Origin of the sequence: Mycobacterium sp. DL99 (assembly GCF_004762045.1) — a bacterium.
Lineage (GTDB): Bacteria > Actinomycetota > Actinomycetes > Mycobacteriales > Mycobacteriaceae > Mycobacterium.
Genome location: NZ_SJOM01000007.1, coordinates 5634481 through 5661457, shown reverse-complemented (window position 1 = coordinate 5661457; position 26977 = coordinate 5634481). Strand labels below are relative to the sequence as shown.

The following is a 26977-nucleotide window of genomic DNA, read 5'->3' as shown; positions in this document are numbered from 1 at the left end:
TCCCGTTGTCCACGTGGAACGAAACAGACTGGAAGACGGTGTTCGCCCGGTGAAATTGATCGATCCGGCCCAGCCGCCGAGCCGTAAGGCACCACTGGTGTGGGCGTTGAGCGCAGCTGTCCCGTGGGCGGTGCTGGCATTCGCGCAGTTGATCTGGTTCGCAATCGACTCTCGGATGCTGTGGTTGCACGGCGCGGCCGCGATCGTCACGGTCCTGGGCGCGGTGCTGTTCATCGCGGTGGTGCCGATGTGGCGTTACCGCGTGCACCGGTGGGACATCAACGTCGGGTCCGGGACGCCGGCGGTGTACACCCGCACCGGGTGGCTGGTGCAGGAGCGTCGTATCGCGCCGATCTCCCGGGTGCAGACCGTGGACACCTACCGGGGTCCGCTGGACCGGTTGTTCGGCCTGGCCAACGTGACGGTGACGACGGCGTCCTCGGCGGGGGCCGTACGGATCGTGGCGCTCGATGACGACGTCGCCGAGCGGGTGGTGGCGCAGCTGACCGACATCGCGGCGATCGGTGAACAGGACGCCACGTGACCACGCCCGCCGAGCGGGCCACCGAGCCGACATGGCGCCGGCTGAGCCCGCGTATGCTCCTGGTCCACCCGGTTCATGAAGTGCTGCAGCAGATTCCGCTGCTGATCGGCGCGGTGGTGCTGGGCTCGGCGACCGGCAACTCGGGGTGGACGATCGCGGCCATCGCCCTGACCATCGCCGTCGGTCTGGCGCGGTGGTTCACCACCAGCTACCGCATCGAACCGGACGAGGTGCAACTGCGCACCGGGCTGTTGCAGCGCAAGGTGCTGTCGGTGCCGCGCAACCGGATCCGGTCGGTGTCCACCGATGCCCGGCTACTGCACCGGCTGCTCGGGCTGACCGTGCTGCGGATCAGCACCGGCCAGGAAGCCAAGGGCGACACCCAGTTCGCCTTGGACGCGGTCGAGGCGCAGCAGGTGCCGAGGCTGCGCGCGATCCTGCTGGCCGATGCCGTCCCGGTCGCCGATGCTCCGGCGGGCCGGGAGCTGGCCCGGTGGCAGCCGTCCTGGCTGCGCTACAGCCCGCTGAGCCTGACCGGCCTGGCGATGATCGCCGCCGCGACGGGGGTGATCTATCAAGCCGGAGTGGGTGTGGCACTGCGAAACTCGGCGATAGCCCAGTCCGGTATCGCGGTCGCAGAACGCCTGGGCGTCCTGATCAGCGTGGTGGTTGGCGTCGTGGTCGTACTGGTGGCCTCGGTGGTGCTCTCGGTGTTGCGGTCCTTGCTCACCTACGGGAATCTGGTGCTGCGCAGAGATTCCGACGTACTGCACCTGCAGCACGGCCTGCTGCGGCTGCGGGAACACACCTACGACATGCGCCGGATGCGCGGCGGCACACTACGTGAGCCACTGCTGGTCCGTGCCTTCGGTGGTGCCCGCCTCGATGCGGTGATGACCGGCGTCGGCGGCGAAGGGGAGGCCTCGCTCCTGCTGCCACCGTGCCCTGCGGCCACCGCCAGATCAGTGCTGGCCGAGTTGGTCCACAACCCCGGCGTAGTGGAAGCACCGCTGGTCACCCACGGACCGGCGGCGATGCGCCGGCGCTGGACTCGTGCCCTCGTGCTGCCCGCGGTGGTCGGGTTGGGGATGCTCGTGGTCGGGGTGCCGGCGTGGGCCTGGGTGCTGTGGGTGTTGTTGGTCGGGTGTTCGGGGCTGGTGGCCGCGGACCGGTCGCGGTCCCTGGGCCACCTGGTGCGCGACGGCTGGTTGGTGGCTCGCGCCGGAAGTCTGGAACGCCGCCGCGATCACCTGGACACCGCCGGGATCATCGGATGGACGGTGCGGCAGACGTTCTTTCAGCGTCGCGCCGGGGTGGCCACCCTGATCGCCGCGACGGCGGCGGGGGAGAAGCACTACCAGGTGCTCGATGTGCCGGCCGAACAGGCATGGTCGGTGGCGGTGGCCGCTACGCCCTGGGTGGCCGACAACGGTTGGGTTGAGAGTTGATGCGGCCGGCACCGGCACGCAATTCGTGCCAGTGCCGGCCGCTTTGCCGCTAGCGCGACGGAACCCAGGCGAGGTCTTTGACGTCGGTCGTGACCCGATCGTCGTCCCGGTGGACCTTCCCCTCCTTCATCACGAAGCACGTCGCTTTCAGATCGGCGATGTTCTGCAGTGGATCCCCGTCGACGGCGACCAGGTCCGCATATGCGCCGGCCCGCAGGCAGCCGATCTTGCCGTCCTGACGCAGGACCTCGGCCGCCACGGTGGTGGCAGACTGAATCGCCTGCAATGGCGTCATGCCGTATTCGACCATCAAGTCGAACTCGTCGAGTTGTTCCCCGTGCGGGAACGACCCGATGTCGGTGCCGAACGCGATCTTCACACCGAGTTCGAGGCCTCGTTTGAACGCACCTTCGTGTCGCTTGACGAAGCGCTTCTCGAAATCGGTGTTCTGGCGCTTGTAATACGTCTGCATCGTCGGTACCCAGTAGGTGCCGATCTGGAGCATCGCCTGCAGGTCTTCCTCAAGCAGCAGTGGACCGTGCTCGAGTGTGCGCACGCCGCCGTGAATGGCGGCCTGCGCACCGTGTCCGCCATAGGCGTGCGCGGCGACGTCGCGACGGAATCGCTTCGCCTCCTTGACGATTGCCCGAACATCCTCGATGTCGAACTGATGCAGCGGCTCCATCGTCTCTGGCTCGACATCTTTGCGAGTGCTCGTGCAGTAGATCTTGATCCAGTCGGCGCCGATCTTGATCTGGCGGCGAACCTCGCCGATGTAGGCGTCCCGTGAGTCGGCCATCGCCGCGACATCGGGCAGATTGAGCTCCGGATTGACCTTGTCGTCGATCCTCATGTCGCCGCCGGTGATGGAGATCGCGTCGGTGGCAACCCACATCCGCGGGCCGGGAACCGTGCCGGCGGCGATCGCGTCGCGTAGAGCCGTATCCCCGTGCCAGACCTGCTCGTTGTCGGTGTCGCGCTGGCTGGTGATGCCGATCTCCAGCGCGCGCGCCGCGGCCGCCACTCCTTCGATCATGCGGTACACCTGGGTCTTGAAAAGGATTGCAGGAGGCCATACCTGGTCCTCCGGCCGCAGCAGCATATGTGTGTGGCAGTCGATGAGACCGGGAAGCAGCGTGCGATCGCCGAGATCGACGACCACGGCACCGGGCGGGGGAGTGTCGACTACCGACTCGATCTTGCCGCCGCTCAAGACGACAACGGCATCCTCCAGATACGTGTCCCGCTCCGGATCGAGAACGCGCTTCGCCCGTATCGCATATTGGGTTTCGGTTTCTACTGTGTTCATTCCTTACCTTCCTGTTGATGGGTCCGGGAGTGTGTCGGCGTGCGCCGAGGTGTGCTGGGTACGAGGTGACACGAGACGCGGTGGGCGTGACCGTCGACGGGATCGAGAGACGGTGCCCGGACCCGACATTCGTCGACTGCCACCGGGCAACGCGTCTCGAACGAGCAGCCGGATGGGGGCTGGATCGGACTCGGGGGGTCACCGATGAGTGTTGGCGTCGGCAGTCCGCGTCCGGCGGCGTCCAAGGTCGGGACCGAACCGAGCAGCGCCTGGGTGTAGGGGTGCTGCGGTGTCGTCAGGACTGTGTCGACATGACCTACCTCTACGATCTTGCCGAGGTACATCACCGCGATCCGGTCACTGATCTGGCGAACGACATCGAGATCGTGGGCGACGAAGACACAGGTCAAGTCGAGTTCGTCGCGCACGAGGGCGAGTAGGTTCAGTATCTGGGCCTGGACCAGGACGTCCAATGCCGATACCGGCTCGTCGCAGACGAGTACCGACGGATTGACGGCGAGTGCGCGCGCAATGCCGATGCGCTGAAGCTGGCCGCCCGAGAACTCGTGTGGATAACGGCTCGCGACCTTGGCCGAAAGCCCCACCAGGTCAAGCATCTCCGAGACCCGGCGATGGATCGACTGCTTGTCTCCGAGCTTGTGCACGACAAGGGGTTCGCCGATGATCGCGCCGACGCTCATCCGGGGATTGAGCGAGGTGTAGGGATCCTGCAGGACGATCTGGACAGTTTTCGTCAGCTGCCGCCGGGTTCGCCGATCGGCCTGGCCGACCTCGGTCCCGCCGACATGGATCTCACCTTCGGTGGGGCGGTCCAGGCCGACGATGAGCCGGCTCAACGTTGATTTGCCACAGCCGGATTCGCCGACCAGGCCCAGGGTCTCGCCGCGCACCACTTCGAGATCGACACCGTCGACGGCGCGGAGCAGTTGGTGACGACCCAACCCGCGGGCGACCTTGTAGTGGCGTCGGACAGCCCGCAATTTCAGCATCGGCTCTGCCGCCGGCTTGGAAATGGTTTCACTCGACATGGCACGCACACGCTCCCTCAGAGGCTCGTGGACTCAGTTGGGGATCGGTTGTGGAGCAGATCTCGATGGCCTCGCTGCAGCGGAATCTGAACGGGCATCCGGTGAGCCCGGCAGTGAGTTCGGGTGGTCCTCCCGGCAGGACATCGAGCTGCCCTGCGCGCCGGTTCGGGCTGGGGATGGCGCGTAGCAAGGCTGCGGTGTACGGGTGGTGTGGCCGCGCGAGCAGAGACCGGGTCGGTCCCGTCTCGACGATGCGGCCCGCGTACATGACAGCCACCCGGTCAGCGATCGCTGCCGCCGCTTTGAGGTCGTGGGTGATGAGGATCAGGCCCATGCCGAGTTGCTCCTGCAGTGACTTCAACAGGTGCAGAATCTGCAATTGCACCGTCGGGTCGAGGGCGGTGGTGGGCTCGTCGGCGATCAGGATCCGCGGCGACTGCGCCAGGGCAATCGCGATGGCGACCCGCTGGCGCATCCCGCCGGAGAACTGGTGCGGATAGCTTCGGTACCTGGCTTCTGCGTCGGGGATGCGGACTTGGCGCATGAGTTCCAATGCGCGCTCTCGGGCCTGTATGCGCGACAGTCCCTGCCGGATGCGAAGTGCCTCACCGATCTGTGCACCGACACGGTGCACCGGGTTCAGTGCCGACAGTGAGTCCTGGAAGACGAGACCGATCCGAGCGCCACGCACGGACTGCATCTGACGTGGGGTGAGGCCGCGGAGGTCGAGGCCATCTGATTCGATGCGGCCTTCGACCGTGCAGGTTTTGGGCAGAAGCCCCATGACCGCCTGGGCGGTGAGGCTCTTTCCCGAACCGGACTCGCCGAGAAGTGCAAGCCCCTCGCCGGCCTTGACCTCGAGATCCACCCCTCGCAGGAGGGGAGTGCCGTCGCGCAGTGACACGCGCAGGTTGTCGAGGATCAGGGCTGGTTGTTGTGATTTCCCGCGCTGTTCGGGTGAAACGACGGGCATACTCGTCGATTTGGAGTTCATTTCGCATCCTTGGGATCGAGTGCGTCGCGCAGCGAGTCGCCGATCAGGATGAAGGCGAAGACGGCGGCGGTGAGAAATCCGGCTGGTGCGAGAAGCGGCAGGGGCGCATCGAGGAAGCGGCTCTGAGCGTCGTAGATGAGCTGGCCCCACGAGATGGTCGGCGGTTGGAGCCCTACTCCGAGCATCGAGACGATCGACTCGTAGGTGATGAAGAGTCCGAGGTTCGTGGTCACGACAACGAACCAGGGCGCCAGGCTGTTTCGCAGAACGTGATGCACAAGGATCCGGCTGTGGGTTCCGCCCGTCGCGCGGGCAGCCAGCACGAAGTCGCGATGCCGGACCTCGAGCACGGCCCCACGCATGATCCGCGCAACCGGGGGCCAGCCGCTGAGGGTCAGCGCGATCACCACTGCGGCCAGGCCGCCGTTTCCGACCAGAGTCAGGAGCACGCTCGCGCTCAGGAGCAGCGGGATCGACAGAGCGATCTCGGTCATCTTGGTCAGGACGGTGTCGATCCAGCCGCCGGCGTAGCCGGCGATGGCCCCGATTGCTCCGCCGAGAAGTCCGGTGAACAGAGCGACGAGCAGACCGACGGTGAGACTTGCCCTCGTGCCGTAGATCGATTGCGTCAGAACGTCGCAACCTTGCAGGTCGGTACCGAGCAGATGTTGTGGACTTGGGGAGAGCAGGGATTCGCTCAGAGAGCAGTCGCTGCTGCTGTACGGCGCGAACAGCCCGGGCATGACGGCCAGGGCAATCATCAGCAGAAGGAGGAAGGCTCCGATCTGCGCCTGCCGGGACTGACGTAGCTGGGTCCAGGACCGCTGCCGGTGTCCACCTGCCGGCTCTTCGACGGGCGGAGCGGACAGGTCGAGGTTATGCATGACGAATCCTCGGGTCTAGGAGGAGGTAGATGGCGTCTATTGCCAGGTTGATCAGTGCGTAGACCAAGATGATCGCGGTCACGATGCCCACCACCGCCGGTTTGTCGCCGAGGTAGATCGCGCGCGCGAGAGCCTGTCCCAGGCCGGGGATGTTGAAGATGAGTTCGACGATGACCGCCCCGCCGAACAGCGCTCCGAACTCGATGCCGGCAAACGTCACCACCGGGATGAGGCTGTTTCGCAACGCGTGATGCCGAACGACGCGCCAACGTCCGAGCCCCTTCGCCGTGGCGAGACGGACGTAGTCCTCGTCCAGCTGCTCGATGAGCTGTGATCGGGTAAGTCGTGTGATGTAGGCCGTCGAGGCAACTGCCAGAACGAATCCGGGCAACAGGAAGCTCTTCCATCCGGCCTCCAGACCCGACACGGGAAGCCACTGGAGCTTTACGCCGACGACGAGTTGGAGAACGAACGCGATGACGAAGAACGGGATGGACAATCCGGCCAGGGTGGCTGCGCGGACGATGTGGTCGATGGTGCGGTGGCGGTTGAGGCTGGCCAGCATGCCGGCACCGATCCCCAGGACACACGCGATGAGTACCGCAACGGCGGCGAGTTGTGCACTGACACTGAGCCGTTCGGCCAGCATGGGCGCGATCGGCTGGCCGGTGACGGTCTGGCCGAAGTCTCCGTGCAGAAGCCCTTGCACGTAGTACAGGTACTGGCGCCACAGCGGCTCGTTGAGGTGGTAACGGCTCTCGATGGCGGCGACGAAGGCCGGATCCGCGGCTCGTTCACCGGCGAGTGCGGCCGCCGGATTGGTCGGCAGTGCAAAGGCTAGAGCGAAGATCACCATTGTGCCGCCGAACACCACACTGAGCGTTTGCAGCGCGCGACCGAGGATGTATTTGACCATGATCAGTTGAACGCGACGTCTTCGACATGGATCCTGCGGAAGGCGTCCATGTGCACGCCGGTGACGCGTTCGGAGCTACCTACCGGGACCCGCTGTGTCCACAGCGGGACGTAGGGCATGTCCTTGAGCACGATCTGCTCTGCCTGGAGGTAGGTGTCGCGCGCTTGATCTGCCGACGCGGAGCCTTTGGCGCTCGCCAATTTCTCTTCGAAGGAAGGGTTTTGGTAGCCGGAGAAGTTCTCGGGAGATTTGGCACCGAAGACCGGCTCGAGATAGTTCCCGATGCTGGGGTAGTAGAAGGTCCAGGCAGTTCTGAACGCGGAGTCGACCGATCCGTTGCCCAGCTTTTCGAGTACCACCGCCAGGGTTGGATACGGCTTCGGCGTGACCTGAATACCGAGACTGTCCGACAGTTGCCGGGCCACAGCCTCGACCCAGGGCTTATTGTCGGGGCTGTCGGTGCTGTACGCGATCGAGAATCCATCACGGATGCGGTTGTTCGCGGCTTGATCGAAGAGGCGTCTGGCGGCCTCGGGATCGTGCGTGCATGTCTGGCCGCATGCGTCTGCCGCTGCCCCCGGCACGAGGCTGGGCACGTAGCCGGTTGCGGGCTCGCGAGTGCCCGCGAATACGGCGTTGCTGACGGTCTGCCGGTCAATGGCCATCGAGACGGCGTGACGAACGTCGGCGGAATCGAATTGCGATGAAGAGAGCGGGAATCCGAGGTACTCCAATCGCCCGCTGCCGAACTCCTCGTAGTTCCCGCCGAGGATTCGCCGCGCTTCGTCGACCTTCGACGCGGGAATCCCCGGCACGATGTCGACCCCGCCGGAGACCAGGTCGTTGTACGCGGTGTCGAAGCTCTGGTAGATCCGGTAGGTCAGAGACGAGGCCTTGGCCGGAGTGCCGGCATACTCGTCGAACCGGGTCATCTGGATCTCTTGGTCGTGGACCCATTCCCCGTTCATCTTGAAGGGGCCGTTACCGATCGGCGCCCGCTCGAATGCTTTCGGATCCTTGAAGGCCGCTGTCGGCAGAGGTGAGAAGGCGGGGTAGCCGAGCATGATCTCGAACTGCGAGTCGGGTGTTTTCAGGTCGATCCGGAATGACTTGTCGTCAATCACGCGAAGACCACTCATCGCGGTCGCTGAGCCTGCGGAGACGTCGTCGTAGCCCTGAATGTTGTTGAACACGTATGAATTGAGCTGGGCCGCATCGCGGCTGGCGTTGAAGTTCCACGCGTCGACGAATGAGGAAGCCGTCACCGGTTCGCCGTTGTGGAACGTCCAGCCGGGGGCGATACGCACATCCCAGTGCTGGCTGTCGGCGCTCTTGATCTCGGAAGCGACCCCGAGTCTCGTTTCATTGCTCCCTGGATCGAACGTCACCAGCGGCGTGAACAGTGATGTCACGACCTGCGAGCCGTACACCTCCGAATAGTTTGCTGGCATCAGCGATGAAGGTTCCAGGATCGCGACCGACATCTTGCCGCTCGACGCGTCCCCGGAACCTCCATTTCCACATGCAGTCGCACTGATGGCGATCGCCGCGATCGCTAGTCCTATGAGTCGTCGCATGGCCCTCTTTCCCGCTACTGTGTTCTGAATACAGTGTGCTACATTTTGGCCCGTGTCAAGGCTTTCTGCGGGATTCGGTGAACTTGATCACCGGTCGGCGGACGGTCGTGTGGCTGCATTCGTGGTGGTTGTCGAACGATGGAAAGGGCACCGATGCAACGACGTACGCTCCTGAAAGGCGCTGGGATCGGCATGGTGGGTGCATCCACCTTGGCCGCGGCCGGATGTGGAAGTGAGGCAGCGACGCTGCGGGTCCGCAGCATGTCGGGCTTCCATGTCGGCGGACGATCGCTGTCGGTGCGCGGCGAGGCGACCCGGCCGATGTTCACCGCGGCCGGCGTGCCCGCGGCGACCGTTGATCCGAACGGCGACATCGAAATCGGGCAGCTGTACGCGCACGAAGTGAGACTCGACAACCCGCGCACCGAGGCCCCGGTCGTGTTCTGGCCCGGCGGCGGACTATCCGGGGTGTGCTACGAAGGCACGCCCGACGGGCGTGCGGGTTGGCAGGAGCGGTTCTTGCGCGATGGATACGACACGGTCGTCTGCGACCCGGTCGGTGGTGGCCGAGCGCCGTCGGCCCGCTATCCCGAGGTCTATCCGAGCGAGCCCCTGTTCCGCACCAAGGCGGAGATCTGGGACATCTTCCGGATCGGGCCGGGCAGCGGGTACGCGACGGACCCGGGGAGTCGCACGGCGTATCCGGGAACGCGCTTCCCGGTCGACGCGTTCGATCAATCGATGCGACAGGTGATTCCGCGGTACAAGCTGTCGGACGATCTGCGGTTGCCCGCTTATGACGCGCTGTTCGAGCGGCTCGGTCGCGGCATTCTGCTCTCCCACAGTGCCTCCGGGCCGGACGCATTCGCCACCGTCGTGGGGAACCCTGATCGCGTGGTCGCGCACATCGCGGTCGAACCGAGCGGTTCAGCGGTTCCGGCCGGCACTGATCTGAGTCCGATCAAACACATTCCGCACCTGGTGATCTGGGGTGACCGCATCGATGACGAGCCGGCCGCCGGGTGGCGAGATCTCTGGAACTCGACCCGCGAGTACACCGACCGGCTGCAGGCGGCGGGTGGCAACGTCACCTGGATCGACCTGCCTGCCAGTGGCATCACCGGTAACACGCACATGTCCATGTGGGACGACAACTCAGACCAGATCGCCGGCCTTATCCTCCGGTGGTTGAAAGACGTTGTCTAGCAGTCCGCGTGCGCTGGACTGCTTTCAGTGGGTGTGGCCTGTCTCGTCACTCCAACCGCCGAGCAGCCGCTGGAGACCCGACATGGCGTCCACCACGTCGCGGTCGCTGGCGGCGAACGAGAGTCGAATATGGCCGGGTGCGCCGAAGGCCTCGCCGGGGACCACTGCGATCCCGAGTTCGTCGAGAAGGTAGGTGGCGAACTCGATGCTGTCGGCGAACTGACGCCCGTTGACGCCTCTGCTCAGCACCTCGGAGACATCCGGGAAGCAGTAGAACGCGCCGGCGGGCTCAGCGGTGTGGACACCGGGCAGTCCGTCGAGCACCTGCAGCATGAGGTCGCGGCGACGGGTGAACGCGGCCACTGCGGCCGGAACATGCTCAAGTCCACCCCGCAGGGCGGCCAGCGCGGCCGCTTGGGCGATGTTGCTGACATTGGATGTCAAGTGCGACTGCACTTTTGCCGCCGCAGCGGCAATTGGCCCGGGAGCGTGCAGCCAACCCACTCGCCAGCCGGTCATTCCATAAGTCTTCGAGACTGCGTGCACGGTGACGGTGGCCGCCGCGATCTCCGGACTGACCTCGCGGATGGTCGCAAACTCACGGCCATCGAAGATCAGGTGTTCGTAGACCTCGTCACTGAGTACGAGGAGACCCCGGCGAAGGGCCCACTCGGCAATCGCCCCGAGTTCTTCGGCGGAGTACACCGCGCCGGTCGGATTGGACGGCGAGCCGATCACCACGATGCGGCTGCGGTCCGTCCAGGCCGCCTCCAAGGACTCGACGACTACCTTCCCTTCCGGATCGGTGGGCACGAATACCGGTTCCGCCCCGACCAGACGTGCGGCCTCTGGGTAGGTCGTCCAGTACGGGGTTGGTATCAGGACCTCGTCGCCGGGGTTGAGAAGGACTGCCATGGCGATATATACGGCCTGCTTGGCCCCGTTGGTCACCACGATCTCGTCCGGGCCGGCGACTCCGGCCATGGCGCTCGCCATCGCCGCCCTCAACTCTGGCAGGCCTGATGATCCGGAGTAGCGATGGGTCGCGCGTGCCGAGCACGCTTCAGTAGCTGCTTCGAGGACATGATCGGGAGGCGTGAAGTCGGGTTCGCCGGCGGCCAGCGACAGCACGTGTCGTCCCATTGCTCGCAGTTGTGCCGACCTGGCAGCGACTACCATTGTGGCCGAAGGTGATACGGCATTGACTGTGCGGCTAACGGTAATCATCGTTGCGCTCCTCAGAATCGGTGAAGGACGCGCTGGCGGGGTTGGCGCGGTCCAGTACTGCCAGGAAGGCTCGGTTGTCTGCAGGCGTGCCGATCGAGACGCGCAGCCATCCTGCCGGTCCGACATTGCGGATGGCGATCTTGGCGGCCGCCAGATCTTCGAAAAGGCTCTCGGAGCACGTCATGCCAGTGAACAGAAGGAAGTTCGCGTCGCTGTCGGCCGTCCTGAACCCTCGGCTTTCCAATTCTGCTCGTAGCCAGTCACGTTCGTCGAGGATGGCCGGAATCCGCTCGAGTAGCCGTGGGGCGTGAGCGAGAGCGACTTTCGCTGTCGCCGCGGCGAGGCTGCTGACCGGGTACGGCAACGACATCATCCGTAGGTCGTGTATGCGAGCCTCCGCCGCGACGATGTACCCGATTCGCACGCCCGCGAGGGCAAAGGCTTTGGACAGTGTCCGGGCGACGACCAGGTTTTGATGTTCGTGGATGCGTGGCACGACCGACCGTGTGCGGGCGAACTCGTGGTACGCCTCATCGACCACGACGATCGAGTCCCGGGCCGCATCGACGAGCTGCTCGATGGTGTCCGGCGGCAGCGGCATTCCGGTGGGATTGTTCGGATTCGAGACCATGATGATGTCGGGACGCACCCGTGCGATGACGGAGCGGGCGTGCTCGGCAGTCAACGTGAAGTCGTCTGCTCGCATCCCGTCGTGCCATTCACTTCCCGTGATGGCTGCCAGCTGCCGGTGCATGCCGAAGTCGGGGGTGAAACCCAAGATCCGGCGCCCGGGGCCACCGTAGGCGAGGAGCAGCTGAAGCAACACCTCGTTGGAGCCGTTGCCGGCCCAGACCTCAGCGGGTTGTATGTCGTGGCCAACGTAGCGGGCCAACGACTCCCGTAGACCGGTAACGGTCGTGTCGGGGTATCTGTGCGCGCCTTCGAGGGCTTGTTTCAGCTCGGCGAGCATGTTGGACAACACGTCGGCGGGCGGCGGGTACGGGCTCTCATTGTTGTTGAGACGGTGCACAACTCCGCTGAGTGCAGACGCTGCCGTGTAGGTTGCCAAACCCGCCAAGTCGTCCCGAATGGAAATCTGTCGTCGCGATGTCCCTATGGTTGTCACCCGGCGCCGCCGCCGTTGATGCGCTCGATGAGTCGTTCCATCCCGGTCAGCCAATTGCGGTCCAGCTCGCGGCAGGCTTCCTTGATGTCACCTGCCGCTATCGCGTCCGCGATACGTGTGTGCTGTCCGGCTGACTCCCCGAGGGCGGAGGGGTCACTGAGGTACGCGTGCTCATAGCGGTGCACCACCAATTTCTGGTCGCAGATAAGGCGTTTCAGGCGCCCGTTCGGGCAGGCGCTCATCAGCAGGTCATGCCACTCGTCATCGGCGGCCTGCGCCACGACAGCGTTCGACGATTGCTGAATATCGCGAGCGTGGTCACCTAGCCGCGGTGCGATCGCGGCGAGCTGGGCGGCATCGGACGTCCGCAACGCGAACTGCTCCAACGCGGAGATGATGGGGTAGGTCTCCCGGACCTCCGTGTCAGTCAACGGCGACAGCCAGAATCCGCGGCTCGGGCGCGCTTCGATCAGGCCATCGTTGGCGAGGGCAGACAGTGCCTCGCGTAACGGTGTGCGACTTACGCCGAGCTCTGCCGCCAGATGAACTTCATTGATTCGCGTGCCGACGGGGTAATCGCCGCGAAGCAACTTGTCCAGAACCGCAGACTGAACGGCGTCGCGGAGCAAATGTCTCTCTACGACCATTGCAATCCCTCCTCGGGTGTGTACTGTACCGCAACAGTAGACTGAATACAGTAGGCAATGGAGGATTTGGTGGTCGAGATAACCCCAATAGCACGGTCGGCATCCGTCATCCGCGAGCTGGCGCTGACTGCTTCGCCGGACGACTACTGGCCTGGTTGCCGTCGATGGCACACGACAATGCCCGGCTATGTGCCGACTGAGCTGGTTCATGTCCCCACGCTTGCGGAATCGATGGGCGTCAAGAACGTCTGGGTAAAGAACGAGCAGGAGCGCTTCGGCCTGCCGTCGTTCAAGATCCTCGGGGCCTCGTGGGCGGTGAACCTGACACTCAGTGCGCTGTGTGGGAAGCCCCCGGCAGGCAGCTTCGCCCATCTCCGGCGACGGGTGAGCGGACGCGAATTCACGTTGACATGTGCCACCGATGGCAACCATGGCCGTGCTGTCGCGCGGATAGCGCGCGATCTTGGTCTCGGCGCTGTCGTCTATGTGCCCAGCACCATTTCCAGACCAAGGATCGACGCCATTCGTTCTGAAGGCGCCGACGTGGTCGTGGCGTACGCCTCATACGACGACACTGTGCAGTTCGTCGCCGACCAGGCCCAGAGAAACCCCCACTACGTGCTGATCTCGGACACGTCATGGCCGGGTTATGAGGACGTCCCCGCGGCGGTGATCGCGGGCTACGCGACCATCATGGCCGAAATCCAACAGCAGCTCGATGCCGGCGGCGTCCAGCCTGCCGAGTCACTGGCAGTCTTTGCACCGGCCGGCGTGGGGGCTCTCGCCGCGGCGGTCGCCCGCCATTTCCGATCCCGGCCCCGGACCTTGTTGGCGACCGTGGAACCGCAAGGGGCCGACTGCATTGCCAAATCGCTACGCGAAGGCAAGCGGGTTGAGGTCCCGGGCCCACATCGTTCGATAATGGCGGGGCTCAACTGCGGTGTTCCGTCGCTGCTGGCATGGGGGGAGCTCTACGGATCGATCGATGCCGCGATAACGGTCGACGACGACGATGCCCGAACCGCCATGCGGGAGTTGGCCGACGTAGGAGTCGAGTCGGGTGAGAGCGGGGCGGCATCGCTTGCCGGCGCGACGGCGTACTTCCGGCACCACCGGGACGGCGCCACCGAAGCCGGCGAGGCGTACGACCATGTCCTGATCTTGAACACCGAGGGGGCGGCGGATCCAGATGCCTACGCCGCCACCATCGCCGGCGACGAGGACACGGTCCAACCCGGCGGCGAGACGATCCATGCCGGGTGAATCGGAAGACGGCCGTTCGGCGGAATCGGAGGTTCGATCGGTAGCGGAAGCCATTGTCGTCGGCCGTCGCATCCGACTCGGCCATGGTCAACCACGCCCGGAACCGGCCGCGATCCTGGTGCGGGGCGGCCTTGTCGAAGAAGTCAGCCCGGGGTGTGATCGTGCTCCGTCGAGTTGGCCGACGGCGCCGACGATCGACCTCGGTGAGCTCGTCGCCGGTCCGTCGTTCATCGACATGCATGTGCACGTCACTGAGCCGGCCCAAGGCGATTCAGACGTCGTGGCCGGCCCCGTCGACAACGGCGAATGCCGTGCGCACGCACGTCACGCACTTGAATCGCTTCTCAGCGTCGGGGTGACCACAGCTCGCGATTGTGGTGGGCCCGCACCGCTCATCTTCGAGATCGCCCGGGATGCGTGGCCGGCGTCAGACCGAGCCCGGCTCTATCCGGCCGGTGCGCCGCTGACACCGCCGGGAGGGCACGCCGCGCGGATGGGCGGCGAAGCATCGGGCGGGTTCGCACTGGAGAAACTCGTGGAGAAATTCGCGGCTGCCGGGGCAACCCAGATTAAGGTCATGGCCTCTGGTGGCGGTACAACGGGATCGAATCCCTGGGATGCCGCGTTCACAACAGCCGAGCTCGAGAGAATCGTCGCGGCCAGTCGAGCAGCCGACCTTCCGGTGACTGCTCATTGCCTGTGTGCCAACTCAATTCGGCAGGTCCTCTCCGTCGGCATTCGCGTGATCGAGCACGCGAAATTCCGCTCTCCCGGCGATCGGCGGATCGATGCCGGAATACGTGCCGAGGTGGCACGCGAACTCGTGGACCATGAGGCGGTGGTGGTATCGACACTCAGCGTGGGCCACTACGTGCTGGACCGAGCTCCCGCCGCGGCGGCCATCCGCGAGGTGTGGACCCGTCGGCAACGAAACGACCTGCTCGACACGCGGGACCTCATCGACGCGGGTGTCACCATCGTGGCGGGTACGGACGCCGGTTGGCGATGGACACCCTTCGACGCCCTGCCCACCGAACTACGCCTCCTTACCCAATCCGGTATGTCCGCGGGCGAAGCGCTGCGCGCCGGGACCGAGACCGCAGCGGCGGCGGCACGGCTGCCGGGGGTAAGCGGGAGACTGGCCGTCGGGAGCTTCGCCGACTTGGTTGCCTATCCGGCCGATCCGCACCGGGACATCACTGTGCTCGAATCAGCCGCACTCGTCGTACGCGGCGTCGCGGCGAAAGGTGCCAGCCCCGAGTTGCGCTGAAATCGCGGGCGTTTACTGTCGCTGCATGGCTATCGGTGGAGTGCTGTTCGACATCGATGGTGTGCTGGTCACCTCCTGGCAGCCCATCGACGGCGCAGCGCAGACGCTGCGGGTTCTGGCCGAGAACCAGATCGCCCGGTCCTACCTGACCAACACCACTACCCGTACCCGCGCGCAGATCGCCGACCTGCTGACCGCGGCCGGCATGGACGTCGCCGCCGACGAAGTCATCACCGCGGCGGCGCTGACCGCCGAGTACGTGCGCGACCGCTATCCCGGCGCCCGGTGTTTCCTGGTCAACAGCGGGCAGATCGGTGAGGACATGCCGGGCGTCGACGTCGTCTACTCGAGTGACTTCACCGGACCGGCCGCACCTGACACCCCCGACGTGGTGCTGCTCGGCGGGGCCGGGCCGGAGTACAACCACCTCACGCTGAGTTGGGTCTACGACTGGATGGCGCAGGGAGTGCCGGTCGTGGCGATGCATCGCAGCACCGCGTGGACTACCACCGACGGACTGCGGGTGGACACCGGCATGTACCTGGCCGGTATGGAGGAGACCTCGGGCCGCAAGGCCACCGCCGTCGGCAAGCCGGCCCCGGAAGGGTTCCTGGCCGCCGCGAACCGCCTCGGCGTCGACCCCGAAGAGATGTACATGATCGGCGACGACCTCAACAACGACGTGCTGGCCGCGCAGGTGGTGGGGATGGCAGGCGTGCTGGTGCGTACCGGCAAGTTCCGTCAGGCCACGCTGGACCGTTGGGCCGCAGACGAATTCGCGATGCAACCCAACTACGTCATCGACTCGGTCGCCGACCTTCCTGAACTGTTGGAGCTGTAGCCGTCCCGGTCGTGGTCCTGGTCGTCGTCCTGGCAGCCGTCCCGGCGTCGGCGCCGCGTCGTTTTCTACACCTGGGTAGTACTTTTCGGCGAGCGCGACGCTCACGTAGAAATCGGCGAGCGCGTTGTCGGGCGCAGGAGCGCCCCGCTACACCGTGTAGCGCCTGTCGTACCCGGCCTGGCGTTCGGCGATCTGCTGGGCGCGGTCATAGTTCAACTGCTCGGGGTTGTAGTTGGGATCATTCGGGTCGTTCACGATGCCCGCGACCTCAGAAGCCTTCACCACACGCGTCGTCACCGTCGGGTTGTTGGTGGAATCCGGGTCCACCCCCTGGAACCGCATCGAGATGGTGCCCTGGTTCAGCCCGCCGGTGGACACCCAGTTCGCCACGCCAGGATCGTTCTTGGACACCACGATCGTGTACGTGCCGTCCGCGTTCTTGATGGCCTGACTGTTGTTGAGACTGGTCTGCTGGTTGCGGGTGTCGTTGGTGATGGTCCAGTCGTTGGTCACCGGCACCACGAAGTACTCCGCATCACCGGGATCCACGGTGATGATCATCGCCTCGTCGTCTTTGAGCTGGAAGTAACCGGCGCTCTGCAACTGCGTGGAGAGGAACTGGGCGTTGTGCTGTGGCTGGGACAGCGTGTTGGGCTGGCCGGTCGCGGTCGCAACCGACATGTAGGTGTTCTCGCCGCTGATACCGGTGACCAGCATCAGGATGGCGGTCTCGGCGGACGACAACAGCAGCGGCACCCTGTCGAACGCCGGGACGATCGACACCAGGCTCATCAGAAGCGGGTTCTTCACCACCGTCTCGCCGATGACCGGGATGGCGAACCCGCCGATCTGGCTGAACAAGCTGCTGGGCGGCCCGGCGGTCTTCTCGATGGTCAGCGTCATCGGCGTCTCGGTATTCCAGTCTCCCAAGGTGTTTCGGGTGGCCAGGATGGTCGAGTTGGCGGGCGCCTGCAGGTAGTTCATCCCCTTCTCGGGGTTGGCCGGCGCCGCGTCCGGGCTCACCACGATGGTGAACGTCCCGTCGTCCCTGACGCTGAGTTCCTCACCGTTGAGATTCGCCGCGGTGACGCCATTGATGCCGGTCAGCACACTGAAATTGGTGTTGGCGGAAGTGGGGTGGGTGCTCGGGTCGGTCGGATCGTATCCCTGGACCTTCCCCTCGATCTTGTAGGTCGAGGCGCCGTTGATACCCGTGAATCGATAGACGGTGTCGGGATTGTCGTACCAGATCCGGGTGCCGCCGGCGTTCTGCCCGTTCCAACTGTGCGGCGGGTTGACCTGCAGCAGCAGCTTCGGATCGTTCGAATTCAGCAGCAGGAACTCGGTCGCCGACTGATTGGCGTACTCGGTCGCGGCCTCGTTGAGCTGTGCCAGGTTCGTGAAGTCGGGGCCGCCGACGGTCGCGAAGTTCTTGGCCGCCTCGACGTACCAGGCCGCCATCAGGACCACCTTGGCCAGCTGAACGAATGGCGTGTTGACGATCTGGCTGACCTGTCGCTCGGCCTCGAGCTGGTCCTCGGTGGCCAAAGTGCTCGTTGCCGCGCCGGTGACCTGCGAGGTGGTGACGGTGCTCTCGACCTGTTGTCCTTCCCGCGACCGGCCGAGGAGATCGAACGACGGGCCCTGCAGGCCGTCACGGCGCGACCAGCCCAGCAGCGCCGCAAGGCTGAGGTCCTGGACCGGGCTCACCGGAGATTCCGGGATGCGTGGTTTGAGCCGCTGGGTCACGTCAGCCACCAACTCGGGTACGGCCTGGGCGGGCGGCGCCTGGATGCGGGGTGTCGACACCGGAATCACCTTGTTCACAACATCATTCGTCACAGTCTTGGTGACGACGGTCAGCGATTCCAGGGGTGTGGTGGCCTCGTCCTCGATCGAGCCTTGTGGCCTGGTGTCGAGCGTGGCCGGTCGCTTGCGGGGCGCATCAGCCGGCGTGCCTACGGCCCGGAAGACCTTCTGCCGGACATTGCCGACGGCGGTCTCGACGGCTTCGGCGGCCGTGGCGGATTTGGCATCGGTCTTGCGGTCAGTTGACGTTGTCGACGTTCGGCGCTCACCGGCCTTCGAGCTACCAAGGGCCGACTCCACTTTGGCGGACACCTCGCCGAGTCGTTTGGCCGGCTTGTCCGGGCCCGAGAGCGACGGCTTGCGGGGACCTCGCTTGGGGGTCGAGCTATCCGATTTCGGATTGTTGGTCGCCCCTGATGACGTTCCGGGCGAGTCCGGGCTACCGGTCCCGGCGGAAGCGATCGCGGTGCCGTTGGCAACCGCGACACCGATGCCCAACGCGACGGCGAGCCCGCCTACCCGTCCGATGAATCGTGCCCCTCCGGCGGTAGCGGACGTCGACGTCATTTGCTCTCCCCCAACTGTTCTGGCTGCAACAGAACGCAATTGGCCGACTGTAACAAGTTCCAGTTCGGTCTCGGGGGAGTTTGGCGGGACTCTGATTTCTTGTCGTGAGGGTGCTTGTCAGGCCTTCAGGTCCCGCACGGCTTCGATACGGGCCTTCAACTGATCGGTCGTCGCCGCGGCCACCGGCGGCCCGCCGCAGATGCGCCGGAGCTCGTTGTGGATCCAGCCGTGCGGCTTGCCGGTGCGGTGATGGGCGATGGTCACCAAGGTGTTGAGTTCACGACGCAATTCCCGTATCTGCCCGTGCGTGGTGCGCGGTGGTGGGGGACCACCCGATGCCGCCGCTTCGGCCGTGCGCTTCGTGAGTTGCTCATCCTGCCTGCGCCGCAGCAGGTCTCGCATCTGCTCGGCATCGAGCAGGCCGGGGATACCGAGGTAGTCGGCCTCCTCGTCGCTGCCGGCCGGGGTGGCGGTGCCGAACGAGGCGCCGTCGAAGATGACCTGGTCCAACTCGGCGTCCGCACCCAGGGACTCGAAGCCGTTCTCCAGCTCGCCCTTCTCGTCCTTGCGTTTCTCGGCGGCTTCGAGCGCCTCGTCGTCCAGCCCGTCGGATTCCCGATGCGGCTTGCCCAGCACGTGGTTGCGCTGGGCTTCCATCTCGCTGGCCAGCAGGAGCAGATTCGGTACCGACGGCAAGAAGATGCTGGCCGTCTCGCCGGCCCGGCGGGACCGCACGAACCGGCCGATGGCCTGAGCGAAGAACAGCGGTGTCGATGCACTCGTCGCGTACACCCCGACGGACAGGCGCGGCACGTCGACACCCTCGGACACCATGCGCACCGCGACCAGCCAACGGCTGGTGCTGGCCGAGTACTGACTGATCCGGTCGGACGCGCTCGGGTCGTCGGAGAGCACCACGGTGGGCACTTCGCCGGTGATCTTCGTCAGCAGATCGGCATAGGCGCGGGCGGTGGTCTGGTTGGTGGCGATGATCATGCCGCCGGCGTCGGGCACATGCTGACGCTTCTGCTGCAACCGCTTGTCGGCGGCCGCGATGACCGCCGGCATCCACTCGCCCGTCGGGTTCAGCGCGGTGCGCCAGGCCCGCGCGGTGTGCTCGGCGGTCAGCGGCTCGCCGAGGCGTGCCGCGTGCTCCTCGCCGGCGCTGTCACGCCAGCGGGCCTCACCCGAATAAGCCAGGAACACCACGGGCCGGACCACGCCGTCGGCCAGCGCGTCGGAATAGCCGTACACGTGGTCGGCCTGCGAGCGCTGGAACCCGGCCTCGTCGGGCTCGTAGTTGACGAACGGGATCGGGCTGTCATCGCTGCGGAACGGCGTACCGGTGAGTGACAGCCGCCGCGTCGCGTCATCGAAGGCTTCGCGCATCGCGTCGCCCCAGCTCTTCGAATCACCGCCGTGGTGGATCTCATCGAAGATGACGAGCGTCTTGTGGTTCTCGGTGCGCACCCGGTGCCGGGTGGGGTGGCTGGCCACCTGGGCATAGGTGACGACGACGCCGTGGTACTCGGCCGAGGTCCGGGAGTCGGAGTTGCTGAACTTCGGATCCAGCGCGATGCCGTTACGCGCCGCCGACTCCGCCCACTGGATCTTGAGATGCTCGGTGGGCACCACCACAGTGATGGCGTCGACTGTGCGGTCGTTGAGCAGCTCCGCCGCGATCCGCAGCGCAAACGTCGTCTTACCTGCGCCAGGCGTGGCGACCGCCAGGTAATCCCGCGGTTTGGCGGTCAAATACCGCACCAGCGCCTTGCGCTGCCAGCCCCGAAGTGCCTGGGTGCTGGGCGCTGCATCAGCCCGCACCCTAGGACTCCTCTCAGTCGGAAAGCATTCTAGGCCAGTGCGTTACGTCAGCGCATATCCGCAGGAGCGCGCCGGGCGTGTCGTTCAGATGAAGTAGTTGTCATTCTTGATGAACCACTCGGCGCGTTCCTCGTCGCTGAGGTCGGCCAACTGGGCGAACCCTTCGAAATAGGCCTCCCGCGGCGCGCCTGGAGCAAACAACATCAACAGGGATGTCGGCGCGTCGGCCTCATTCCGGAAACCGTGGATTCCGCCCGGTGGAACATACAGGAAGTCGCCCTGGTTGCCGTCCACCCAGTCGTTTCCGTCGTAGAGCTTGACGGTGCCAGACAGGACGAAGAAGGCCTCTGACATGGCCCGGTGAAAATGCGGGCCGGGCCCGCCGCCCTGCGGGCTGATGTCGATGCGATACAGGCCGTAATCGCCGTTGGTCTGCTGCTGGTTGGCCAGGTAGTGGTACTTGATGAGGCCGAGCGAATCGTAGTCGGGCGGTTCGTCGCCGCGTCTCAGCCGGGCGCTGACTTCGGGCTCGTCTCTGGTGTAGCGGGCCGGGGGATATGGGGGCACATTCTTGGGATCCCAGAACGACACGAGCGCCAGCCTAGCCGCGGCGAGCTTGTTCGCGCCGAGATCGACGCCAGGGTCGTCCGCGTCGCGCCGGAGCGGCCGTGGTGTCGAAATCGGCGGCGAGAATTCAGGCGTGCGCGTCCTGCAGCTGTGGGTACGTCACGCCGCTGAGCTCCTCTGACACCGCCCACAGCCGACGCTGCAGCTCCAGGTCATGGGACTGGTCACTGGACGGCACGACCTTCGGGTAGCCGCGGGTGGTGAGGTGCGGCCCGAAGTACTGGCCGCCGAGGGCGCCCGGATCGGTGGCTGCCCGCAACGTCGGCAGTGCGCCGGCCGCGGCGTCCTGGAACAGCGGACGCAGCAGCGGGATCGCGCTTTGCAGGATGCCGGGCAGGTGACGCATCAACTCGGTGTCCGAGCCGCCCGGGTGCGCGGCGAGCGCGGTGGTGTGTCGGCCGGTGAGGCGGCGCTGCAGTTCGTAGGTGAACAGCAGGTTGGCCAACTTGGACTGACCGTAGGCGCCCACGCGGCTGTAGCTGCGTTCCCATTGCAGGTCGTCGAAATGGATTGCGGCCTGGATGCGATGCCCGATGCTGCTCACCGTGACCACCCTGGATCCGGTAACCGGCAGTAGGCGGTCGAGCAGCAGGCCGGTCAGTGCGAAGTGGCCGAGGTGGTTGGTGCCGAACTGCAGCTCGAACCCGTCCTTGGTGGTCTCCTTCGGCGGGTACATGACGCCGGCGTTGTTGATCAGCAGGTCGATGGTGTCGTGCTTTGCCTTGATCTCGGCGGCGGCCTCACGCACTGACGCCAGTGACCCGAGGTCGAGGCGTTGCAGTTCGAGATCGGCTTGCGGCACCGACCGCGAGATCCACTCGACGGCGGCCTCGCCCTTGTCCAGGTTGCGGACGGCGAGGACGACGTGGGCGCCCTTGGCGGCGAGGGCCTTGGCGGTCTCGAGTCCGAGGCCGGTATTGGCGCCGGTGACGACGGCCGTGCGGCGGCTTTGGTCCGGAATGTCGGCGGTGGTCCACTTGGTCATGAGAGACTCCTAGGAGGCTAAGCGGAGTGAGCACTCCGGTTGTGTACGAATATACGGAACGTGCGCCCCGTTTTGTCAATGGTTTGCCGCTGACTGATTTGTGAGGTGTGGACGAATGCGTGCGGATGCGGCCCGGAACCGGGCCCGGGTGCTTGAGGTCGCCTACGAAACATTCGCGGCCGACGGACTGTCCGTGCCCATCGACGAGATCGCGCGTCGGGCGGGCGTCGGCGCGGGAACCGTCTACCGGCACTTCCCGACCAAGGAGGCGTTGTTCCAGGCGGTGATCGCCGAGCGGATCCGCGGCGTCGTGGAGGAGGGGCGAACCTTGCTGGCCGAGGATGATCCGGCCGATGCGCTGTTCAGCTTCCTGCGGTCGATGGTGCTGCAGTGGGGTGCCGCCGACCGCGGACTGGTCGATGCCCTCGCCGGTCTGGGCATCGACGTCAAGAACGTGGTACCCGAAGCCGAGGACGAGTACCTCGCGGTCCTCGGCGACCTCCTGGCCGCCGCGCAACGCGCGGGCACGGTACGAGGTGACGTCACCGTCGCCGAAGTGAAAGCACTCCTGGTCGGCTGCCAGGCGATGCAGGCCTATAACGACGACGTGGCCGAGCGGGTTACCTCAGTGGTGTTCGACGGGTTGCGGGCGGGAGTAGCGTCGGCCAAGTGAAGTTCGGCATCGCCACGTTCGTCGACGACGACACCATCGACACCGTGTCGCTTGCTCGTGCGATCGAGGAGCGGGGGTTCGCCTCGCTCATCATCGCCGAGCACAGCCACATCCCGGCGAGCCGGGAGTCCCCGTACCCGGAGGGCGGCGAGCTGCCGCCGTGGTACTACAACACCCTCGATCCGTTCGTGACTCTGGCCGCCGCGGCGGCGGTGACCACCACGATCGAACTGGTCACCGGAGTCGCCCTGCTCATCCAGCGCGATCCGATCCACACCGCCAAAGAAACCGCGAGCATCGACCTCCTCTCCGGCGGCCGGTTCGTCTTCGGCGTCGGCGCCGGCTGGAACCTCGAGGAGATGCGCGACCACGGCACGGATCCCAAGACCCGTGGGGCCCGCCTCGACGAGAGCATCGAGGCGGTCAAGGCGCTGTGGACCACCGAGCCAGCCGAATATCACGGCAAGTACGTCAACTTCGATTCGTCCTACTGCCGCCCCAAGCCGGTCCGGCAACCGCACCCGCCCATCTACATCGGCGGTAACTCCGACGCCACCGTCAAGCGGGTGATCCGCCACGGCGCGGGCTGGATCTCGACCGCGCAGCCACGCGATGTGCTGGCCAAGCGAATCGGGCAACTGCGTGCGGGCGCGGACTACGACGTGCCGCTGCTGATGTTCGGCGCACCCATCAAGGCCGACTATTGGCGTGCCGCTGAGGATCTCGGCTTCGGCCAGCTAGGGCTGTTCCTGCCGTCCGTCGGCAAGGATGAATCGCTACGACTGCTCGATGAGTTCGCAGAACAGGTGCAGAAGTATCGGGCGTAACTGGTGGTTGGTGGCGTTGACCGCGGTCGCCTTCCTGGTATCCGGTGTGGGCCTGTTGATCGTGGCATCGGTGGTTGCCTTCGCTGTATTCGGCTTCGGTGACGATGACCTCGGTCTCCATGACCTCGACGCCGACGGGGCCGCGAAGGCGATGGAACTGCGTCATGTCGGAATCCCCGACGACTTCGCCTTCGAGGACATGACTCAGGCCCGGGTGTTCACCGGGGCCGACTTCTATCGAGGCCGGTACTCGGTGGTCGGGAGCTTCGGTTCGGCGAAACAAGCTCTTGCCCAAGCAAATCCGGATTTCCCGCCATTGCGCGGTGTCGCCTGCGATGACGAGATCGTGGACCGGGACTTCGCCGGCAAGCCGAAATTTCACTGCGATGCCCGAACCCAGCTTGCGGTCAGCACCCGTGCCCTGCACGGTGCTGATGTTCTGACCGACAACTACGCGGGTACGCCTCCCGACTGTGAGACCGTGTTGTTGGCACGCAACGGCGATCGCACTGAGCTGTTCGTGCTGTCCCAGGGGCACTGACGACGCAGGGCCCCAGCCAACCCACAGCTAATCGACGGCCGATCATCAAGAAGCGCTCCTACCGTCGGCAGAGTGATCACCAGGCGTACGTTCCTGGCGGCGTCCGCGGTCGGTTCGATCGCCGCCGGCTACGCATTGCGGGTCGGGGTGCCGGCAGCTCAGGCCGACCCGAACGCGATCGACCCGCCGTCGGTCGCGGTAACCAACAAGCGACGCGCGCCCACACAGTGGGGGATGGCCCTGCCCGGAATCACCACGTCGTTCGCCGCGGCCGGCCGTCAGATCGCCTTGACGTTCGACGCCTGTGACGGTGCCTGCGACGACGCGTTGCTCGACACCCTGCAACGCAACGGTGTGCCTGCGGTGCTCATGCTCAACTCGAGATGGATCGACAGGAATCCGGACCGGGCGCGGCAGTTGGCCGGCAATCCGTTGTTCGAGATCGGGAACCATGGCACCCGGCATGTGCCGCTGTCGGTGACGGGTCGTTCTGCCTATGGCATCGCCGGGACCCGCTCGGCCGACGAAGTGGTCAACGAGGTGTGGGGCAATCACGAGCGACTGACCGCATTGACCGGCCGGCCCCCGACCTGGTTCCGCCCCGGCACCGCACATTACGACGACGTGGCCGTCGAGATCGTGCACGAACTCGGCGAGCAACCATTGGGGTTCACCGTCAACGCGGACAACGGTGCGACGGCGTCCGCCGCGGCCGTACGGTCCAACGTCATGAATGCGGCCCCGGGGTCGATCGTCATCGCCCACATGAACCATCCGCAATCGGGTACCCACGCCGGCTTCGCCGATGCGATCCCCGCCATGCAGGCGGCGGGCTGGCAGTTCGTGTCACCGACCGGGCGGGCCGCGGGGTAGTCAGCATTACCCGTCGAGTGGCCAGTTATGTCACGGATTTTCACGTTCCGCGTGCCACAACTGGCCATTCGCAGGGCCAACGCCGCCAATCGTTCCCAGCCGTTGACTAATCTCGGCGCATGGGGATCGAGGGGGCGGATTCATCTGGTGACGGGCGCAAGACCTATCCGCATTTCAGCGTTCCCATCGGTCTGACCTTCGGGTTCACCACTGCTGGGGTGCTGTGTCTCGCATATGCCTGGATCAACCGGATCCCGGAGACACCGTTCGAAACAGACCACTCCGCGATCACCGCAATGTTGTGGCACACCACGATCGCCGTCGGCGTCGCTGTGGGTTTGGTCCTCGCGACGTTCGTGCCGCGATCAGGGCGCACACGTTCGACGAGTCGCTGTGCCCTGTGGCGGATGTGGGTGGCACCGGGTCTGCTGATCGTTGCACTGGGTGGCCTGCTCTACCTCTACCGGGGCACGCCGAAGAAGATCTTCGACGGCGCATCATGGCAGCAGGCCGGACTGGATCTTGTGCAGGTGACCACGGTGGCGCGGGTTGCCTGGTGGTGCGCCTGCCTGGCGGTATTCGGCTTGGCGTTCGTCTGGCTGGCGGGGCATGTGTTGTCCGAAGATCGGCCGCGACCGGAGATGACCCTCGCATCCAACCCGAGGCTCGTCCTCCCGGTCGCGATCGTCACTGTCCTCGCCGTCGTCGTGGGACTTGCGGTGCACACGGTCAGGGCGGCACCCGGCAGCACGACCGCAGCTCGCATCGATTCCGCGCTGCCGGATCAGATCTCGGGGGAGGTGGCCTACCGGATTGATCTGCCGCACACCCGAAATGTCACGGTGTTCCCCGGCGGCGCCGGTTTCCTCCGGATTCACAGCGGCAGCTTCGATACCCAGATCGAGGGCTACGACGGAGCCACCGGTCAACGACGGTGGGTGTTCAAACTGCCGGGAAACGGTTATCTCCAAGCCCTCGCTGTCACCGGGTTCGGGCCCGACAGCGTCGCAGTGCTGCAGGCGTCATACCGCACCGCGGGCGCACTGATCGGACTCGATGCCACGACGGGTGAATTGCTGTGGGTCTCGCACGGCGACACGGAGCGCAAGTTCCAGGTCGGACCGATAGACACGCCGCAGCTGTCCGAGCAGGTCGTGTTGATGGGACAGGCGGTGTCGGAAGGCATCTCAAGCTGGAGAAATCCCGCGAAAGTCGACTGGACGGCGTTGTCACCGCGGACCGGGGAAACCCTGTGGTCCACGACTGTTCGGCAAGGTTGCCGGGCCCAGCCCCGGGTGGCCCGCGACGTCGTCGTCATGGTGCGGTGCGACGCCGGACCCTACGACGACGAGGTCGCCTACCTGCTCGATCCGCAGACCGGCCAGCGGCGAGGCTCGATCACCGCGTCGCAGTTGGGCATTGATCGTCGCGCGAGTGGCTTGGACGGCGAGGTCTGGGTGTACACCGACCCGGACAGCACGTTCGCCACCCTTTACTTCCACAGCGCCGACCCGCATCGTGACGGCGTAGGCCGGGCGGTCGATCTGGCGTCCGGCCGCCCCGTCTACTCGATTCCCGAGAGCATGTCGGCGGCGCTCATACCTCCGGACTGGTTGAGATCAGCGGACCCTCGCGTGTCGCCTGAAACCCTGGTCGATCTTCCGAGCGGGAGAACGCTGCCCACCGACCGGATCGGGACCCGGAGGCTGCTGGGCATCGGCGGACAGTGGGCACGGGTCGGACCCGAGCTGGCGACACTGCTGCCGTCCGCGGCTGCACCCGACGACAGCCATGCGCCGCTGACCCTGATCGATGACACCGGCGCGGTGCGCACGCTCACCAACCCGTGCGAGGACCCGGATCTGCCCGACACGGCACCTTCCGTGACGACCATCCCCGGCGCCCTCCTCGTGGACTGCGGTTGGCAACTGGTCGGGCTGCGGTGACCGG

The 26977-nt window shown here is 65.6% G+C and carries 24 protein-coding genes; 11 read left to right on the top strand and 13 right to left on the bottom strand.

The features are described from left to right. The first annotated feature begins 49 nt into the window (after positions 1-49). Positions 50-544, top strand: coding sequence for a PH domain-containing protein (locus tag EYZ64_RS27705; protein WP_167857998.1), 495 nt, complete (start codon positions 50-52; stop codon positions 542-544). Continuing rightward, entirely contained in the window at positions 541-1992 is a 1452-nt protein-coding gene (locus EYZ64_RS27700) for a PH domain-containing protein (RefSeq protein ID WP_502702991.1), read from the top strand. Before EYZ64_RS27705 ends, EYZ64_RS27700 begins: the two co-directional genes overlap by 4 nt. A 49-nt stretch (positions 1993-2041) precedes the next feature. On the opposite strand, the gene EYZ64_RS27695 is transcribed toward EYZ64_RS27700, so the two are convergent. From EYZ64_RS27695 to EYZ64_RS27670, 6 genes are read right to left on the bottom strand one after another with little or no spacing between them, the layout of a single operon-like run. After that, entirely contained in the window at positions 2042-3301 is a 1260-nt protein-coding gene (locus EYZ64_RS27695) for a metal-dependent hydrolase family protein (RefSeq protein WP_135458615.1), read from the bottom strand. Then, positions 3298-4350, bottom strand: coding sequence for an ABC transporter ATP-binding protein (locus EYZ64_RS27690; protein WP_135458613.1), 1053 nt, complete (start codon positions 4348-4350; stop codon positions 3298-3300). The genes EYZ64_RS27695 and EYZ64_RS27690 overlap by 4 nt, the downstream gene beginning before the upstream one ends. Next, complete coding sequence (locus tag EYZ64_RS27685; RefSeq protein WP_135458611.1) at positions 4340-5344, bottom strand: ABC transporter ATP-binding protein; 1005 nt, start codon at positions 5342-5344, stop codon at positions 4340-4342. The genes EYZ64_RS27690 and EYZ64_RS27685 overlap by 11 nt, the downstream gene beginning before the upstream one ends. Continuing rightward, positions 5341-6228: an ABC transporter permease gene (locus EYZ64_RS27680; protein WP_135458609.1), complete on the bottom strand. Its 888-nt coding sequence runs from the start codon at positions 6226-6228 to the stop codon at positions 5341-5343. Before EYZ64_RS27680 ends, EYZ64_RS27685 begins: the two co-directional genes overlap by 4 nt. Then, positions 6221-7144, bottom strand: coding sequence for an ABC transporter permease (locus EYZ64_RS27675; protein WP_135458607.1), 924 nt, complete (start codon positions 7142-7144; stop codon positions 6221-6223). The genes EYZ64_RS27680 and EYZ64_RS27675 overlap by 8 nt, the downstream gene beginning before the upstream one ends. A 2-nt stretch (positions 7145-7146) precedes the next feature. Then, on the bottom strand, positions 7147-8628 hold the full coding sequence (locus tag EYZ64_RS27670; RefSeq protein ID WP_167857997.1) for a peptide ABC transporter substrate-binding protein: 1482 nt from the start codon (positions 8626-8628) through the stop codon (positions 7147-7149). Positions 8629-8874: 246 nt separating this feature from the next. On the opposite strand from EYZ64_RS27670, the gene EYZ64_RS27665 reads away from it, so the two are divergent. After that, positions 8875-9927 carry an alpha/beta hydrolase family protein gene (locus tag EYZ64_RS27665; RefSeq protein WP_135458603.1) on the top strand — a complete coding sequence of 351 codons (1053 nt, stop codon included), beginning with the start codon at positions 8875-8877 and terminating at the stop codon, positions 9925-9927. Between the two features lie 24 nt (positions 9928-9951). Here EYZ64_RS27665 and EYZ64_RS27660 read toward each other — a convergent pair whose 3' ends face one another. The 3 genes from EYZ64_RS27660 to EYZ64_RS27650 form a co-directional block, all read right to left on the bottom strand. Further along, entirely contained in the window at positions 9952-11070 is a 1119-nt protein-coding gene (locus tag EYZ64_RS27660) for a pyridoxal phosphate-dependent aminotransferase (protein WP_286175166.1), read from the bottom strand. A gap of 70 nt (positions 11071-11140) precedes the next feature. Next, positions 11141-12280 carry a histidinol-phosphate transaminase gene (gene hisC / locus EYZ64_RS27655; RefSeq protein ID WP_286175165.1) on the bottom strand — a complete coding sequence of 380 codons (1140 nt, stop codon included), beginning with the start codon at positions 12278-12280 and terminating at the stop codon, positions 11141-11143. Beyond that, positions 12277-12909, bottom strand: coding sequence for a GntR family transcriptional regulator (locus tag EYZ64_RS27650; RefSeq protein WP_167857995.1), 633 nt, complete (start codon positions 12907-12909; stop codon positions 12277-12279). Before EYZ64_RS27650 ends, hisC begins: the two co-directional genes overlap by 4 nt. Before the next feature lie 75 nt (positions 12910-12984). On the opposite strand from EYZ64_RS27650, the gene EYZ64_RS27645 reads away from it, so the two are divergent. From EYZ64_RS27645 to EYZ64_RS27635, 3 genes are read left to right on the top strand one after another with little or no spacing between them, the layout of a single operon-like run. Continuing rightward, a complete protein-coding gene (locus EYZ64_RS27645) occupies positions 12985-14190 on the top strand; it encodes a diaminopropionate ammonia-lyase (protein WP_135458595.1) in 1206 nt (401 codons plus the stop codon). After that, positions 14180-15460 (top strand): amidohydrolase family protein, encoded by a 1281-nt coding sequence (locus EYZ64_RS27640; RefSeq protein WP_167857993.1) that lies wholly within the window; start codon positions 14180-14182, stop codon positions 15458-15460. Before EYZ64_RS27645 ends, EYZ64_RS27640 begins: the two co-directional genes overlap by 11 nt. 25 nt (positions 15461-15485) lie before the next feature. Further along, complete coding sequence (locus EYZ64_RS27635) at positions 15486-16301, top strand: HAD-IIA family hydrolase (RefSeq protein ID WP_135458591.1); 816 nt, start codon at positions 15486-15488, stop codon at positions 16299-16301. A gap of 147 nt (positions 16302-16448) precedes the next feature. On the opposite strand, the gene EYZ64_RS27630 is transcribed toward EYZ64_RS27635, so the two are convergent. The 4 genes from EYZ64_RS27630 to EYZ64_RS27615 all read right to left on the bottom strand — a co-directional run bounded on the left by EYZ64_RS27630 (position 16449) and on the right by EYZ64_RS27615 (position 22113). After that, positions 16449-18677, bottom strand: a complete 2229-nt coding sequence (locus EYZ64_RS27630) for a DUF1214 domain-containing protein (protein ID WP_135458588.1) — start codon at positions 18675-18677, stop codon at positions 16449-16451. A gap of 117 nt (positions 18678-18794) precedes the next feature. Beyond that, the gene (locus tag EYZ64_RS27625) at positions 18795-20501 is read right to left on the bottom strand and encodes a DEAD/DEAH box helicase (RefSeq protein ID WP_135458586.1); all 1707 of its coding nucleotides are present in this window, start codon (positions 20499-20501) and stop codon (positions 18795-18797) included. Positions 20502-20585: 84 nt separating this feature from the next. Further along, positions 20586-21092: a cupin domain-containing protein gene (locus EYZ64_RS27620; RefSeq protein WP_135458584.1), complete on the bottom strand. Its 507-nt coding sequence runs from the start codon at positions 21090-21092 to the stop codon at positions 20586-20588. 103 nt (positions 21093-21195) lie between these two features. Continuing rightward, positions 21196-22113 (bottom strand): SDR family NAD(P)-dependent oxidoreductase, encoded by a 918-nt coding sequence (locus EYZ64_RS27615; protein WP_135458582.1) that lies wholly within the window; start codon positions 22111-22113, stop codon positions 21196-21198. Positions 22114-22228: 115 nt separating this feature from the next. On the opposite strand from EYZ64_RS27615, the gene EYZ64_RS27610 reads away from it, so the two are divergent. From EYZ64_RS27610 to EYZ64_RS27590, 5 genes are all read left to right on the top strand, one after another. Next, positions 22229-22786, top strand: a complete 558-nt coding sequence (locus EYZ64_RS27610) for a TetR/AcrR family transcriptional regulator (RefSeq protein ID WP_135458580.1) — start codon at positions 22229-22231, stop codon at positions 22784-22786. Continuing rightward, positions 22783-23613: an LLM class F420-dependent oxidoreductase gene (locus tag EYZ64_RS27605; RefSeq protein ID WP_135458578.1), complete on the top strand. Its 831-nt coding sequence runs from the start codon at positions 22783-22785 to the stop codon at positions 23611-23613. Before EYZ64_RS27610 ends, EYZ64_RS27605 begins: the two co-directional genes overlap by 4 nt. Then, positions 23576-24154 (top strand): hypothetical protein, encoded by a 579-nt coding sequence (locus EYZ64_RS27600; protein WP_135458575.1) that lies wholly within the window; start codon positions 23576-23578, stop codon positions 24152-24154. Before EYZ64_RS27605 ends, EYZ64_RS27600 begins: the two co-directional genes overlap by 38 nt. A 72-nt stretch (positions 24155-24226) precedes the next feature. Then, a complete protein-coding gene (locus EYZ64_RS27595) occupies positions 24227-25027 on the top strand; it encodes a polysaccharide deacetylase family protein (RefSeq protein ID WP_135458573.1) in 801 nt (266 codons plus the stop codon). Between the two features lie 119 nt (positions 25028-25146). Continuing rightward, complete coding sequence (locus EYZ64_RS27590) at positions 25147-26973, top strand: PQQ-binding-like beta-propeller repeat protein (RefSeq protein WP_135458571.1); 1827 nt, start codon at positions 25147-25149, stop codon at positions 26971-26973. Positions 26974-26977: the final 4 nt, after the last annotated feature.